Annotated in this window: 13 protein-coding genes; 6 read left to right on the forward strand and 7 right to left on the reverse strand. The window is 70.5% G+C overall.

Translation table 11 applies throughout. The features are described 5' to 3' along the window. Positions 1-19: 19 nt before the first annotated feature. Positions 20-1,312 carry an extracellular solute-binding protein gene (locus AB0M95_RS07010; RefSeq protein ID WP_363760618.1) on the reverse strand — a complete coding sequence of 431 codons (1,293 nt, stop codon included), beginning with the start codon at positions 1,310-1,312 and terminating at the stop codon, positions 20-22. A 298-nt stretch (positions 1,313-1,610) separates the two neighbouring features. Between AB0M95_RS07010 and AB0M95_RS07015 the strand changes: the two genes are divergently transcribed. The 3 genes from AB0M95_RS07015 to AB0M95_RS07025 all read left to right on the forward strand — a co-directional run bounded on the left by AB0M95_RS07015 (position 1,611) and on the right by AB0M95_RS07025 (position 5,341). Then, the gene (locus tag AB0M95_RS07015) at positions 1,611-2,231 is read left to right on the forward strand and encodes a pentapeptide repeat-containing protein (protein ID WP_358512021.1); all 621 of its coding nucleotides are present in this window, start codon (positions 1,611-1,613) and stop codon (positions 2,229-2,231) included. A 783-nt stretch (positions 2,232-3,014) separates the two neighbouring features. After that, positions 3,015-3,158, forward strand: coding sequence for a hypothetical protein (locus tag AB0M95_RS07020; protein WP_363760621.1), 144 nt, complete (start codon positions 3,015-3,017; stop codon positions 3,156-3,158). A gap of 131 nt (positions 3,159-3,289) precedes the next feature. Further along, a complete protein-coding gene (locus AB0M95_RS07025; RefSeq protein ID WP_363760624.1) occupies positions 3,290-5,341 on the forward strand; it encodes an ABC transporter ATP-binding protein in 2,052 nt (683 codons plus the stop codon). A 41-nt stretch (positions 5,342-5,382) separates the two neighbouring features. Here the strand turns inward: AB0M95_RS07025 and AB0M95_RS07030 are convergent, their stop codons facing one another. Next, positions 5,383-5,805 (reverse strand): MerR family transcriptional regulator, encoded by a 423-nt coding sequence (locus AB0M95_RS07030; RefSeq protein WP_363760627.1) that lies wholly within the window; start codon positions 5,803-5,805, stop codon positions 5,383-5,385. Between the two features lie 80 nt (positions 5,806-5,885). Here AB0M95_RS07030 and AB0M95_RS07035 point away from each other — a divergent pair, with 80 nt between their 5' ends. Next, positions 5,886-6,032: an aldo/keto reductase gene (locus AB0M95_RS07035; RefSeq protein ID WP_363760630.1), complete on the forward strand. Its 147-nt coding sequence runs from the start codon at positions 5,886-5,888 to the stop codon at positions 6,030-6,032. Positions 6,033-6,092: 60 nt separating this feature from the next. Here the strand turns inward: AB0M95_RS07035 and AB0M95_RS07040 are convergent, their stop codons facing one another. After that, positions 6,093-6,749, reverse strand: a complete 657-nt coding sequence (locus tag AB0M95_RS07040; RefSeq protein ID WP_358512006.1) for a TetR family transcriptional regulator — start codon at positions 6,747-6,749, stop codon at positions 6,093-6,095. Positions 6,750-6,819: 70 nt separating this feature from the next. On the opposite strand from AB0M95_RS07040, the gene AB0M95_RS07045 reads away from it, so the two are divergent. Next, positions 6,820-8,136 carry a GH1 family beta-glucosidase gene (locus AB0M95_RS07045; protein ID WP_363760633.1) on the forward strand — a complete coding sequence of 439 codons (1,317 nt, stop codon included), beginning with the start codon at positions 6,820-6,822 and terminating at the stop codon, positions 8,134-8,136. Between the two features lie 45 nt (positions 8,137-8,181). Here AB0M95_RS07045 and AB0M95_RS07050 read toward each other — a convergent pair whose 3' ends face one another. Next, positions 8,182-9,081 carry a hypothetical protein gene (locus AB0M95_RS07050; RefSeq protein ID WP_363760636.1) on the reverse strand — a complete coding sequence of 300 codons (900 nt, stop codon included), beginning with the start codon at positions 9,079-9,081 and terminating at the stop codon, positions 8,182-8,184. A gap of 383 nt (positions 9,082-9,464) precedes the next feature. On the opposite strand from AB0M95_RS07050, the gene AB0M95_RS07055 reads away from it, so the two are divergent. After that, entirely contained in the window at positions 9,465-10,901 is a 1,437-nt protein-coding gene (locus AB0M95_RS07055; RefSeq protein ID WP_363760639.1) for an aldehyde dehydrogenase, read from the forward strand. Positions 10,902-11,170: 269 nt separating this feature from the next. Here AB0M95_RS07055 and AB0M95_RS07060 read toward each other — a convergent pair whose 3' ends face one another. The 3 genes from AB0M95_RS07060 to AB0M95_RS07070 are packed head-to-tail and all read right to left on the reverse strand — an operon-like array spanning position 11,171 to position 13,310. After that, positions 11,171-12,298, reverse strand: a complete 1,128-nt coding sequence (locus AB0M95_RS07060) for an acetate kinase (protein ID WP_363760642.1) — start codon at positions 12,296-12,298, stop codon at positions 11,171-11,173. After that, a complete protein-coding gene (locus AB0M95_RS07065; RefSeq protein ID WP_363760645.1) occupies positions 12,295-13,068 on the reverse strand; it encodes an alpha/beta fold hydrolase in 774 nt (257 codons plus the stop codon). The genes AB0M95_RS07060 and AB0M95_RS07065 overlap by 4 nt, the downstream gene beginning before the upstream one ends. Then, a complete protein-coding gene (locus AB0M95_RS07070) occupies positions 13,035-13,310 on the reverse strand; it encodes a hypothetical protein (protein WP_363760647.1) in 276 nt (91 codons plus the stop codon). Before AB0M95_RS07070 ends, AB0M95_RS07065 begins: the two co-directional genes overlap by 34 nt. Between the last annotated feature and the right edge of the window lie 161 nt (positions 13,311-13,471).

The following is a 13,471-nucleotide window of genomic DNA, read 5'->3' on the forward strand; positions in this document are numbered from 1 at the left end:
CGCGAGCCGGACGATCAGCTCACTGGTTGTTGGTCTGCGCGGCTTCCACCAGCGCCTGCTGCAGCTTGGCCGCGTCCTTGCTCTGCAGGAACAGGCCCACCGCCTCGGTGATGGCCGTCTTCCAGGCGTCGTTGGCGACGACGCCGTGCTGGATCGACCCGGCGAGCTTGTCGCTCGCCCACTGCGCGAGGTCCCACTCCAGGTAGTCGGTGTAGAGGGACTTGTCGGCGTCCTTGCGGGCGGGGATGGAGCCCTTCTTGGGGTTGAAGGCGTCCTGGCCCTCCTTGCTGGCGGCGACCTTGAGCCACGCCAGCGCGCCGTCCCGGTTCGGGGCGCCCTTGGGCAGGGTGAAGCTGTCCGACAGCCACAAGAAGGTGCCATCGGTGCCCGGCGAGGCCGCCCAGTCGAAGTCCTCCTTGGACTTCTTGCCGAGGCCGCCGTCCGGCGGGTTGTGGAAGTAGCCGTAGGCCCAGTCGCCCATGATGTTGAACGCGGCGGCGCCGTCGGCGACCTGCTTGGAGGCGGGCTGCCAGTCGTCCTGCGGCGGGCCCGCGTACGACAGGATCGTCTTGTAGTCCTCCAGCGCCTTGGTCACGGCCGGGCCCGACCAGTCCGCGCCCTTGACCCACAGGGCGTTGTAGGCGTCGGTGCCGAGCGAGCCGAGCAGCACGCTCTCCAGCAGGTGGACGTCCGTCCACTCCGAGCCGATCGACAGCGGGATCTTCCCGGTCTTCTTCACCGCCTCCAGGGCCGTGATGAACTCCTCGATCGTCTTCGGCGCCCCGGCGACGCCGGCCTCCTTGAGTACCTTGGGGTTGAACCACAGGACGTTGGAGCGGTGGATGTTCACCGGCACCGAGTAGACGTTGCCCTCGTAGGTGAGCTGGTCGACGAGCTGCTGCGGGAAGACGTCCCTCAGCTTCAGCTCGTCGTACAGGGAGTTCAGCGGCTCCAGCTTGCCGGCCTTGATGTAGCCCTGGAGCTCGGCGCCGGCGTGGCCCTGGAAGGTGTCCGGCGGCTGGTCGGCCTGGAGCTTGCTGGAGAGCAGAGCCCGCGCCTTGTCACCCGAGCCGCCCGCGACGGCGGCGTCGAAGAACGTCAGGCCGGAGTTCTGCTTCTCGAATATCTCGCGCATGGCCTTGAGCCCGTCGGCCTCGCCGGGGCCCGTCCACCACGAGAAGACCTCGACCTGTTTCTTGGCCGCCGCCTGCCCGTCGCCGGTGCCCTTCTGGTCGCCACCACCGCCACAGGCGGAAAGGGAGAGCACGCCTGCCACGGTGACCGCGACGGCCGACATCCACCGTCGTCGCATTCTGTCCGGTCCCTTCGGGGGGTAGAGGGGACGCTGTCCACGCGTTTCTTCCCTATGGGACGCCTGGTGACAACGTTGTCAGATTTACGCAATCAACCCACTTGGCGGGCGAGGACGTCAAGGCCGCGCGCATAACGTTGCCATATAGCCACACAGCCACTCAAGCTCACACACCCAAACAGCCACATAACCACACACTCGCACAGCGGGACAGCGCCCGTCACCCGGTTCCCGGGCGGGACATGGAAGTATCGGCGCATGACCGCCATCGCTTCCTCCCCCGTCCCGCGGCGTCGCCGTGGCTGACCGCAAGCGTGGGCGCCCCGTCCCCGAGACGCACACGTCCGTCATCGCCGACGACTGGGAGACCCTCGACCTCTCCGGGCAGAACCAGGCCAACGTGGCCTTCATCGACGTAGACCTCGCCGAGGCGACCGGCGAGGGCGCGGTGTTCAGCGAGTGCGTGTTCCGGGGCACGCGGTTCAACGCCGCGCAGTTCTCCGACAGCGCCTTCCTCAACTGCCATTTCGTTCGGTGCTCGTTCTTCGACGCCACGTTCACCGGGTGCAAGCTGGTCGGCAGCGTGTTCGACGGCTGCTCCTTCGACCTGCTGAAGGTCCGGGGCGGCGACTGGTCGTTCACCGACCTGTCGGGGGCGAACCTGAACGGCGCCTCGATCTCGGACGCGCGCATGCGCGAGGCCGACCTCACGGGCGTGCGGCTCGTGGAGGCCTCGCTGCGCGACGTGGACCTGTCGGGGGCGTCGCTGCCGCGGGCCGACCTGACGCGGTGCGACCTGCGCGGCAGCGACCTGTCGTCCCTGGAGCCGCTGACCGTGCAGCTCAGGGGCGCCGTCGTCGACCTGCGCCAGGCGATGATGATCGCCACCGCCCTGGGCCTGGACGTCCGCACCGACTGACACGCCGCCCCCGCCCGGAGCGGCGGAGGAGGCGAGCCCGGACCGGGGCGCACGGCCACCGACCCGGGCTCGCGGACCGCGTGGCCCCGGGCTCCGGTCTCCACCCCTCCGAGGCGACCTCACCCGCACCGCCGGCCACGCGGCGTCTCACTCGTGCGGTCTTCGTCCACGGCCGGGCGCACGCGCCGTGACGGGCGCGTCTTCACGGAGGTCGAGGGGTGGCGGCGGATGGCGGGGGATGGCGGGGATGGGGTGGACGATGACGGCGGGCGCGCTATTACGCAGTGTTCCATCAAATAGCGGAGCGCGCTCGGCCCATGCCGGGATTCGACTGCAATCCATCCCATACCGCCCAACATGACGACATAGCCGCGTTTTTGTTGACGCATCAAGGGCAGGCGAAGATCGCGGTGAGGAGCACCTCAACGCCGCGCCCCTGACTCCCGAGAGGGCCATCCGGATGACACGATGCGCCCACCTTTGTTGTGAAGAAATCGCTACAAGTCCCTCCAATTCCCTCCTTCCGAAATTATCGTCTGATTGACTACTCTGCTCTGACCAAGGGACGAGATCGGCAGTGCCGCGAGAACGGGCACACCCCGACCCTCGCCATCAGACCCAGCCGTATGTCCGAAATGTACGATCAACCCCGACCCGACTGCACGAAGAGTGATCAATGCAGGCCAAGGCTGCGCAGCGCCGTCACGGAAGGTAAGATTCCACGAGCACCGGCCACCCAGGCGCGTCCGAGGCCGGTGAGCCATCTCACATCGGGAGACTCAGTTGGAAACCGTCGACCTCGAAGACCTGGGCCTCGAACTCCTCCTGATCATCGCGCTGCACGAGGAGGCCGAGCGCCTCACCGCCCGGCTCCCCGGGCCCTCGGACGGCGCGATCGAACAGGGCCGCACATACCGGCGAACGTGACCACCCCGCCCCGTCATTGGCCATCGGCCGGACATTAGCGGCGCTGCCCAAGTAATTGCTCGTTTCAACTTGAATGCCGTGGTTTACCGGGCCGTCTTTAAACTGTCGGTGGCGCCGGTCACACTGCGAGCATGGCCGATCTCCCCCAGGAAACCTCCGCTCCGAGCGTCTCCGATCCCGCGCGGTCCCCCGTGTCCCCGCCTCCTGACGCCAGGGACGGCTCCCCGACCCCGCAGTCGCCGCCGAACGGCGCCCTCCCCCGATCCTCCGCCGCGGCACCACGCGACGACGAGGCGATCGACCTCGGCGAGGTCACCGTCAGCGACTGGTACGCCCACAACGAGACCATGGCCGGCATCGGTTTCCTCACGGTGGCCCGCAGGCTCCCCGCCCTCATCGCCCAGGCCGTGCGCATGGCGTGGCAGGCCAGCCCCCGCGACACCCTGGCGACGATCTCCCTGAGCACGCTCGGCGGCGTGTTCACCGCCTTCGGGCTGCTGGCGACCACCGGCGTGCTGCAGGCCCTCTTCTCCTCCGGGCCCACCCCCGACCGCGTCCGTGCCGCCCTCCCCAGCCTGCTGCTGGTGGGCGTCGCCGCGGCGCTGCGCACCGCCCTCCAGGCCGGGGCCGGGTGGGCACAGTCCCGCCTGGAGCCTCAGGTCAGCCGCATAGCCCAGACCCAGCTCTACGACCTGACCAGCCGCGTCGACCTCATCGCCTACGACGACGTCGCATTCCACGACTCGCTCCAGCGCGCCCGCACCCGCGGCGTGAGCATGGTGGACAGCGTGGTCAACTCGGCGATCGACGTGCTCACCGGCGGGATCGGCATCGCAGCCGCCGCCGGTGTGCTCGGCATCCTCCACCCCGTGCTGCTGCCCCTGCTCGTGCTGGCCGTGATCCCCGACGCCTGGGCCGCCGTCCGCTCCGCCCGCGAGCGGTACACCACGATGTACGCCCTGGTGCCGGCCCGGCGGCGCAAATGGATCCTCAGCGACCTCATGGCCGACCGGGACACCGCCGCCGAGATCCGCTCGTTCACGATGCGCCGCTTCCTCATGCGCCTGTACGACGCGGTGACCGACGCCGAGCAGGCGGTCGTCCTGCGGCTGGCGCGGCGGCAGATGGTCGCGCGCGTGGTCGGGGAGGCGCTCGGCGGGGTCGGCACGGGCATCGTCTACGTCGCGCTCGGGCTGCTGCTCGCCGTCGGCGCCGTCCCGCTCGCGGTGGCGGGCACGGCCGTCCTCGCCATCCGCTCCGGGCAGAGCTATCTGTCCACGCTCATGTACGCCACCAACCGCCTGTACGAGGAGGGCCTCTACTTCACCGACTTCCTGGAGTTCTGCGCCGACGCCCGCGCGCGCCTGGCGTCCGACCGGCCTGGCCCTGCACCCGCCTCGTTCGAGCGCATCACCGTCGACGACGTGACCTTCCACTACCCCGGCAACGAGCGCCCCGCCCTGGACCACGTGTCGATCCACATCGATCGAGGCGAGGTCGTCGCGCTCGTCGGTGAGAACGGTTCGGGCAAGACGACTCTGTCCAAGATCCTCGCCGGGCTGTACGACCCCGGCGAGGGGCGGGTCCGGTGGGACGACGTGGAACTCGCCGGCGTCGACCCCGAGGACCTGCGGCGCCACATCGCCGTCATCGCCCAGGACCACACCCGCTGGCCGCTGACCGCCAAGGACAACATCACCATGGGCCTGGACAAGGGCGTCGAGGCCCTGCACGCCTCCGCCCAGGTCGCCGGGGCCGACCAGGTCATCGCCGAGCTGCCGCACGGCTACCGCACGCTGCTCGACCGCCGGTTCAAGGACGGCCACGAGCCCTCGGGCGGCCAGTGGCAGCGCATCGCCGTGGCGCGCGGCTTCTACCGCGACGCGCCGCTGCTGATCTGCGACGAGCCGACGGCCGCGCTGGACGCCCGCGCCGAGCACGCCCTGTTCGAGCGCGTCCGCGGGCACGCCGACGGCCGCACCGTCCTGCTCATCACCCACCGCCTCGCCAGCGTGCGCTACGCCGACCGCATCTACGTCCTGGACCACGGCAAGGTGATCGAGCGGGGCACGCACGACGAGCTGATGGCCCTCGGCGGCCAGTACGCCGACCTCTACACCATCCAGGCCAGCGCCTACGGCTCCACGGGCGATCACCGGAAGGAGGCCCCCAGCCAGGCCTGAACAGGTCTCGTCACAGGTCTGAACGGAGCCCCGGGCGTGGCTCAGCGGGAGGCGTCGGACTCGACCGTCTCGGCCGCCTGGCACGAGGCCGGGTCCCCCGCGAGCGCCTGTACGTCGCGGTAGTACCGGATCTTCCACTTGATCGCGTCCTGCTGCTCCCTGAGCTCGGCGATCTTCTGCTCGACCTCGCGGTCGTGGCTCTCCAGCAGCGCGATGCGCTCCTCGATGGTGCCGTCGCCGCTGCGCACGAGCTGGGCGAAGCGGATCATCTCCGCGATCGACATGCCCGTGCCGCGCAGGCAGCGCACCATGCCGAGCCAGCTCAGGTGCGAGTCGTTGAACCGCCTCTGGCCGGCGGCGTTCCGCTCGATCGGCTCCAGCAGGCCGATGCGCTCGTAGTACCGCAGGGTGTCCAGGCTGAACCCGGTCTCCTCCGCGACCTGTCCCGGTGTGTAGACGCTCACGGGGTCGAGCATGTCACCTGGAGTGGGCTCCAGGTCAAGGTGGTTGACCTGGAGCCCACTCCAGCGTGCAAGGTGTCGCGGTGGTCATCGCATGGCTGACCGCGCAGGGCATCGTGCCCATCGTGGGGGCAAGCACGCTCGCCCAGGTGGACGAGCTGCTCGGCGCGCGCGATGTCAAGCTGGACGACGGGCAGCGCGCCCGCCTGGAAGACCCGGCACTGGCCTGACCCCCGGCCCGCCCCGGCGGGCGCTCCGGGCCGGGCGAGGTCACCGGGCCGGCGGTGGCGTCAGTGGCCCGGCAGGTGGTCGGCGAGGTAGCCGCGCACCAGGCGCTTGCACTCGGAGATCAGCTCGGGGTCGCCGCCGGGGTGGGCACGGAAGGCGAGCTTCAGCACGGCGTCGGCGGCCTCGACCGCGACGATGAGCGCGCGGTCCAGGCCCGGCCCGGCGGGCGCGCCCAGCAGCTCGATGGTCAGCGCGCGCAGCCGATCGGCGACGATGACATTGTTCTCCAGCGCGGCGTCCAGCAGGCGCTCGCTGCCCTTGAGCGCGGGCCCGCCCGGGGTCGGCAGGATCTCGCCGAAGTCCATGATGGCGAAGCCGGGCGTGCTGCGCTTCATCGCCACGAACTCGTCCACGGTGAGGTCCACCGCGCCAGTCCAGTCGGAGATTCCGGCGGCGGCGAGCCGGGCGGTGATCCGGGCGAGGAACGCGTCGAGGTTGCGCAGCGCCAGCGCCCGTACGAGCCCCTGCTTGTCGGGGAAGAACTGGTAGAACGTGCCGATCGGAACGGCCGCCCTGCGGGCCACCTCCTTGGTGGTCAGCCCGTCGTAACCCACCTCGTCGAGCAGGCGGGCGCACTCGTCCAGCATGCGCTCGACCCGCTCGACACTGCGGCGCTGAGCGGGGCGGCGGCGGAGCGTCGCGGCGGAGACGTTCGTCATTCCCCCATCATCCCTCTGTTGACTTGCCACCGGCTTAACATGAGGTCCACTCATTCCACCGGAGGTCATCATGTTCCTTTGGGGCACCACGACCGCGTCCTACCAGATCGAGGGAGCCGTGGCGGAGGACGGCCGGGGCCGGTCGATCTGGGACACCTTCGCCCACGAGCCGGGCAAGGTCAAGGACGGTCACACCGGTGACATGGCGTGCGACCACTACCACCGCTGGACCGAGGATGTCACGCTCATGGCCGCTCTGGGCGTGAACTCTTACCGCTTCTCCATTTCGTGGCCGAGAATTCTCCCATCGGGCCATGGAACGGTCAACGAGGCCGGTCTCGGCTTCTACGACCGGCTGGTCGACGGCCTGTGCGCCGCGGGCATCGTCCCGGCGGCCACGCTGTTCCACTGGGACCTGCCCCAGGCGCTGGAGGACGAGGGCGGCTGGTTGAACCGCGACACCGCGAGCCGCATGGCGGAGTACGCCGCCATCGTGGCCGCCCGCCTCGCCGACCGCGTGCCGATCTGGATCACCCTCAACGAGCCGTTCGTCCACATGGTGTACGGGTACGCCCTCGGCACCCATGCCCCGGGCAGGACCATGTTCCTGGACGCCCTGCCCGCCGCCCACCACCAGCTCCTCGGCCACGGCCTCGCCGCGCAGGCGCTGCGGGCGCACGGGGCCGAGCGGGTGCTGGTCACCAACAACTGCACGCCCGTCTGGGCCGCGTCCGGTGCGGAGGAGGACGTGCGGGCCGCCGAGGCGTACGACACGCTGCACAACAGGCTGTTCAACGACCCGGTGCTGCTCGGCCGCTACCCCGGCCTGTCGGCCTTCGGCCTGGAGACCATGCCCGCCGTGCGGGACGGCGACCTCGCCACCATCGCCCAGCCGCTGGACGGGCTCGGGATCAACTACTACAACCCCACCCGCGTGTGCGCGCCCGGGGAGACGCCCATCCTGCCGTTCGAGGACGCCGGGATCACCGGCCACCCCACCACCGCCTTCGGCTGGCCGGTGGTGCCGGACGGCCTGCGCGAGCTGCTCACCGGCCTCAAGGCCCGGTACGGCGAGGCGCTGCCGCCGGTGTACGTGACCGAGAACGGCTGCTCGCAGGAGGACGAGCCCGGCCCGGACGGAGTGGTGGACGACCAGGCGCGCATCGCCTACCTCGACGGGCACATCGCCGCCGTGGCCGCCGCGATGGCCGAGGGGGTGGACGTGCGCGGCTACTACGTCTGGTCGCTCCTGGACAACTTCGAGTGGGCCGAGGGCTACAACCAGCGCTTCGGCCTCGTCCACGTCGACTACGCGACCCAGCGCCGCACCCCGAAGGCGTCCTACCACTGGCTGCGGGAGAGGATCGCCGCACGCGCGACGCCCTGACGCGCCGGAAGGCCGGGCTAGATCGACAGGGCTAGAGCGACCGGGCTAGAAGACCGACACGTGCACGTGGTCGTAGTGGTTGGCGGTGACGCCGCCGCGGTCGGACATCGTGCGCCAGCCCGCGCCCGTGCGGATGTCGTAGTAGCGCTGCCGCCAGATGATGTACATGATGCCGAGCGAGCGTCCGTTCTCGATGCACCACTGGGCCAGGGCGTCGCCCCGGGCCTGGGAGGCGGCGTCGGGCATGCGGCCGCCCGTGCTCATCATGAAGTCGCAGGCGCGGCCCTTGCCGTGCTCGCCGGGGTCGCCGGGCCGCAGGCACCCGACGCCGAACGGCATCGGGAAGCGCTGCATGATGACGCTCCTGATGCTGATCATGCGCGGGGTGAGGCCGCTGCCGGCGTCCGGGGTCTGGAAGCCGAACTTCTTCAGCAGCTCGTCGACCTGCCGCTTCTTGGCCTGGAGGTCCTTGATCTCGTCCCTCAGGTCGGCGAGCTTCTTGTCGGCGAGCTTCTTGGCGGCCTTCTGGTCCTTGATCAGCCGGCCGATGTGGTTGACGCGCTGGTTCTTCTCGTCGGCGAGGTAGGTCACGGTCGCGACCTGGCTGAGGATCGTGTCGGGGTCGCCGCTGTAGGTGAAGACCCTGGGCCCGTCGATGGCGCCGGACATGTACGACTGGGCGTAGAACTGGGCGATCTGCCGCTCGGCGGTGGCCAGGTCCGAGCGCAGCTTCTTGACGCGGTCACCGGCCTTGGCGGCGGCGCGGCGTACGTCCTCCAGGCTCTGGATCTCGCCGCGGTACGCCTTCTGCAGGTCGGCCGCCTGCTTGGTGAGCTTGTCGAGCTGCGCCTGGGGGCTCGGCTTGGCCTCTGCGGACGGTATGACGAGCACCGAGAACAGCCCGAACAGCGCGGCGGCCAGCCCCGCCACACGGCCTGAACGCATCAGCCCTCCCACTTCCGGACACCCCGAGACTCTAGAAGCCGATCTTCGGAGCCGCCACACGATCGGAAGAAGCTACACACCGTTGGCGAACTATCTACCACTTTAGGAAGTTGCAAGAGCTCGGTTTCCGAAGAATTGGGCCCGACCGGATTCCGGACATCTCATGATTTGCCGGTAGATCATCGGGCACGACGGGCGGCGGGGCGGACGGGCGACCGATCCTATCGGCGGCGGCTCGCCGGAGTAGCCGAGTCTTGCCAACCCGGCCAGAACATGATTCGGTCTCAAGCGTCCGGCCGTCGCGCGGGCCCGCCCCCCGCACGACGGGGCCGGACGACCGAGCACCCGCCCGATCCGACCGTCCGACCGTAGGAGGCAGGCCCATGCTCCAGTACGACCGTCTTTTCATCGGGGGCGACTGGGTTGCTCCCGCGGGCACCGCGACGATCGACGTCATCTCCCCGCACACCGAGGAGGTCGTCGGACGCGTGCCCGACGGCACCCCCGCCGACATGGACCGCGCGGTGTCCGCCGCCCGCCAGGCCTTCGACCACGGCCCCTGGCCGCGGATGACCATGCCCGAGCGCGCCGAGGTGGTCGGCCGGCTGGCCGCCCTGTACGCCGCCCGCCAGGCCGAACTGGCCGACGTGATCACGCTGGAGATGGGCTCCCCCATCGCGTTCTCGCAGATGGCCCAGGCCCCGCAGCCGCTCGGCATGCTCCAGTACTTCAGCGAGCTCGGGAAGACTTTCGCGGTCGAGGACGAGCGCCCCGGCGTCTTCGGCCCGGTCGTGGTACGGCGCGAGCCGGTCGGCGTGGTCGCCGCCATCGTGCCCTGGAACGTGCCGCAGTTCGTGATCATGACCAAGCTCGCGCCCGCGCTGATCGCCGGCTGCACGGTCGTGATCAAGCCCGCGCCCGAGACACCTCTGGACTCCTACCTGCTCGCCGAAATGATCAAGGAGGCGGACGTCCCGGACGGTGTGGTCAACATCGTCGCCGCGGGCCGCGAGGCGGGCGAGCACCTCGTCGCCCACCCCGGCGTCGACAAGGTCGCCTTCACCGGCTCCACGGCCGCCGGACGCCGCATCGGCGCCATCTGCGGCGAGCAGCTCAAGCGGTGCAGCCTGGAACTCGGCGGCAAGTCGGCGGCGATCATCCTGGACGACTGCGACCTGGGCGCCGCCATGGGCTTCCTGTCCATCGCGTCCCTGATGAACAACGGCCAGGCGTGCGTGGCGCAGACGCGCATCCTGGCCTCCACCTCCCGGTACGACGAGGTCGTCCAGGCGATCTCCGACATGGTCGCCGGGCAGCGCGTGGGCGACCCCGCCGACCCGGCCACCGGCATCGGACCGCTGGTCGCGCGGCGGCAGCAGGAGCGCGTGGAGGGCTACATCAGGGCCGGCATCGACGAGGGCGCCAAGCCGGTCGTCGGCGGCCTCGACCGCCCGCGCGACCGCGGCTGGTACGTCGCCCCGACCGTATTCGCCGGCGTCTCCAACGACATGCGGATCGCCCGCGAGGAGATCTTCGGCCCCGTGCTCTCGGTGATCCCGTACACCGACGAGGACGACGCCGTCCGCATCGCCAACGACAGCGACTACGGGCTGTCCGGCTCGGTCTGGACGGCCGACACCGAGCGCGGCATGGACATCGCCCGCCGCGTCCGCACCGGCACCTACGGCGTCAACATGATGAACACCATGGACCCGTCCACGCCGTTCGGCGGCTACAAGGACAGCGGCATCGGCCGCGAACTCGGCCCCGAGGGCCTCGCCGCCTACCTGGAGTACAAGTCCATCGCCCGTCTCGGCTGACTGTTCGGGGCGCCAAAAGGGGCGCCTCGAACCGCCGTGCCGGCGGCGCGGCAATAGGCACGGCCGGGACGACGCGCCACGAGCGGAGGGAGGAAGGGGCCCGTCCTTCACCCCTTCCTCCCTGACGGCGGTGGACCGCCGGCTCGATGGCGCCCTCTCGTCCGTGCGAACGGAGAGCGCCACAAGCAGGTGCGAGATCGCCCCCGTCAGGAGAGGGACGCGAGCTCTCCTGGTGGATCTCATACCTCCTTCGTGGAGGTAGACGACATTTATTGGGGTTTGGTTCGCGCCACTATGGCGAAAGTTTCCCGGGCGATCTCCAGTTCCTCGTCGGTCGGCACGACGGCGACCGTGACGGCGGAGTCGTCGGTGGAGATGACGCGGGTGCCCGTGGCGGTCACGTTGCGCAGCGGGTCCACCTGGATGCCGAGCTGCTGGAGCCCGGCGAGCACGCTGCTCCTGACCAGCGAGGAGTTCTCGCCGACCCCGCCGGTGAAGGCGATCACGTCGACCCGTCCGAGCACGGCGCAGTAGGCGCCGATGTACTTGCGCAGCCGGTGGCAGTACACGTTGTAGGCCAGCGCGGCGTCCTGGTCCCCGGCCTCGACGCGCGCGATGACCGCGCGCATGTCGTTGTCGCCGCACAGCCCGAGCAGCCCGCTACGCCGGAAGAGCATCGACTCGACCTCGTCCGGGCTCATGCCCGCGCGGATCAGCATGAAGATCGCCGCCGGGTCGATGTCCCCCGAGCGGGTGCCCATGACCAGCCCCTCCAGCGGCGTCATGCCCATGGAGGTGTCGACGCACCGCCCGGCCGAGACCGCCGAGGCGCTGGCGCCGTTGCCGAGGTGCAGGACGATCACGTTGGCGGTGTCGGGCTGCCCGACGAGCCCCGCCGCCACGCGGGAGACGTAGGCCGTCGAGGTGCCGTGGAAGCCGTACCGGCGCACGTCGTGGCGCTCGGCGATCTCGCGGTCGATGGCGTAGGCGCGGGCGGCGGGCGAGATCGTGCTGTGGAAGGCGGTGTCGAAGACCGCGACCTGCGGCACGTCCGGCCACCACCGGCGCGCCCACTCGATGCCCGCGAGGTTGGCGGGGTTGTGGAGGGGCGCGAGCGGGACTGCCGCCGCGATCTGTTCGACCACCTCGTCGGTGATGAGCGCGGGCGCCCTGAGCCGCGGTCCGCCGTGCACCACGCGGTGGCCGATCGCGGTCAGCCCGGCGGACTCCACCGCGCCGTCCCGCGCCACCCGGCCCAGCGCGGCCTCGTGGTCCCGGACGTCCGAGCCGGGCTCGCCGATGTTCTCGATCTTGACCGCCTCGGCGCGCGCCGGCCCCTCGGGGTCGATGAGCTGGTACTTCACCGACGACGAGCCCGAGTTGAGCACGAGGATCACGGGGCCACCTCGCGCGCGGCGCCCGGGCGGGAGATCCACCGGCCGATCCGCCGGACGAGGTCGGGGGTCGCGGCCGACTCGGCGTGGCCGTACCCCGGCTCGATCCACAGCTCCTTGGGCTCGCGGGCCGCCTCGAAGAGCTGGTGGGCGTGCTCCAGAGGGAAGAAGTCGTCGGCGTCGCCGTGGACGATGAGCAGCGGCACGGGCGAGACGCGCCCGGCGGCCTCGTACGGGGCGAGCGGCACCGGGTCCCACGAGGTGGAGCGGATGCGCGTGCGCTTGGCGAGGCGCGCGGCCAGGCGTCCGGGCGCCTTCTCTATGGCCCAGTGGACCTGCCGCATCGGCCGCGTGCCCCGGTAGTACCAGCGGGCCGGGCCGCTCACCGCGACGACGGCGTCCTCGCCGCCGTGCAGGGCCGCGTGCCGGACGGCGACGGCCGCGCCCATCGAGAACCCCACGGTCGCGACCCGCGAGTAGCCGACGGAACGGGCGTGCGCGACGGCGGCGTCCATGTCCAGCACCTCGGCGTCGCCGACCGTGGAGAGGCCGCCCGACCTGCCGTGCCCGCGGAAGTCGAACGCGACCACGCCGCCGAAGCCGCTCAGCACGTGCGCGATGCGCCGGGTCGTGGGATCGCGCCAGGAGCCGGTGAAGCCGTGGGCCAGGATGATGCCGAGGCTCGCGTCGCCGCGCGAGGGGGTGTGCGCCGCGTCGATCCGCACACCGTCCTTCGTCATCAGCGTCGCGGAGAAACTAGCGGCGAGTGGCATGAGTCGAGCTTATGCGCGAGCGCCTCCGCGCAGGAGACCCAGCCCGCCGGTGCCGGCATGGCCGTGCGCGCCTCCGCCTTGGCCGAGATCGGCATGACGAACCCGGCCGCGAACGCGGCGACCACCAGCGCCCATACGGCGAGACGGCATCGTGCGCCCATGTGCCGCCTGCACGCGAACGGGCCGAAATCCTCGACGGCTTGTTCGGTGGCGGCGAATCGCGTCTGTCCTTCGTCCGCCATGCCGACTGTCTTCCCGAGCCGGGGGGTGTTAGTCGCGCGTGCTCTTTCCTTGACCGGGAACACGCGACGAGATGGGGGTCCGGAGCCGGGCGTTCGACCTGGTCATCCGGGTCACGACCCATTTGTGAAATCTATGCGAATTGTCCACCGGCGCGCGGACC

Source organism: Sphaerisporangium sp. NPDC051017 (assembly GCF_040683095.1).
Lineage (GTDB): Bacteria > Actinomycetota > Actinomycetes > Streptosporangiales > Streptosporangiaceae > Sphaerisporangium.

Coding starts and splice junctions, on each gene's coding strand:
- AB0M95_RS07045 (WP_363760633.1), top strand. CDS start 6,820: ATGTTCCTTTGGGGCACCACGACCGCGTCCTACCAGATCGAGGGAGCC.
- AB0M95_RS07065 (WP_363760645.1), bottom strand. CDS start 13,068: ATGCCACTCGCCGCTAGTTTCTCCGCGACGCTGATGACGAAGGACGGT.
- AB0M95_RS07025 (WP_363760624.1), top strand. CDS start 3,290: ATGGCCGATCTCCCCCAGGAAACCTCCGCTCCGAGCGTCTCCGATCCC.
- AB0M95_RS07050 (WP_363760636.1), bottom strand. CDS start 9,081: ATGCGTTCAGGCCGTGTGGCGGGGCTGGCCGCCGCGCTGTTCGGGCTG.
- AB0M95_RS07040 (WP_358512006.1), bottom strand. CDS start 6,749: ATGACGAACGTCTCCGCCGCGACGCTCCGCCGCCGCCCCGCTCAGCGC.
- AB0M95_RS07010 (WP_363760618.1), bottom strand. CDS start 1,312: ATGCGACGACGGTGGATGTCGGCCGTCGCGGTCACCGTGGCAGGCGTG.
- AB0M95_RS07070 (WP_363760647.1), bottom strand. CDS start 13,310: ATGGCGGACGAAGGACAGACGCGATTCGCCGCCACCGAACAAGCCGTC.
- AB0M95_RS07055 (WP_363760639.1), top strand. CDS start 9,465: ATGCTCCAGTACGACCGTCTTTTCATCGGGGGCGACTGGGTTGCTCCC.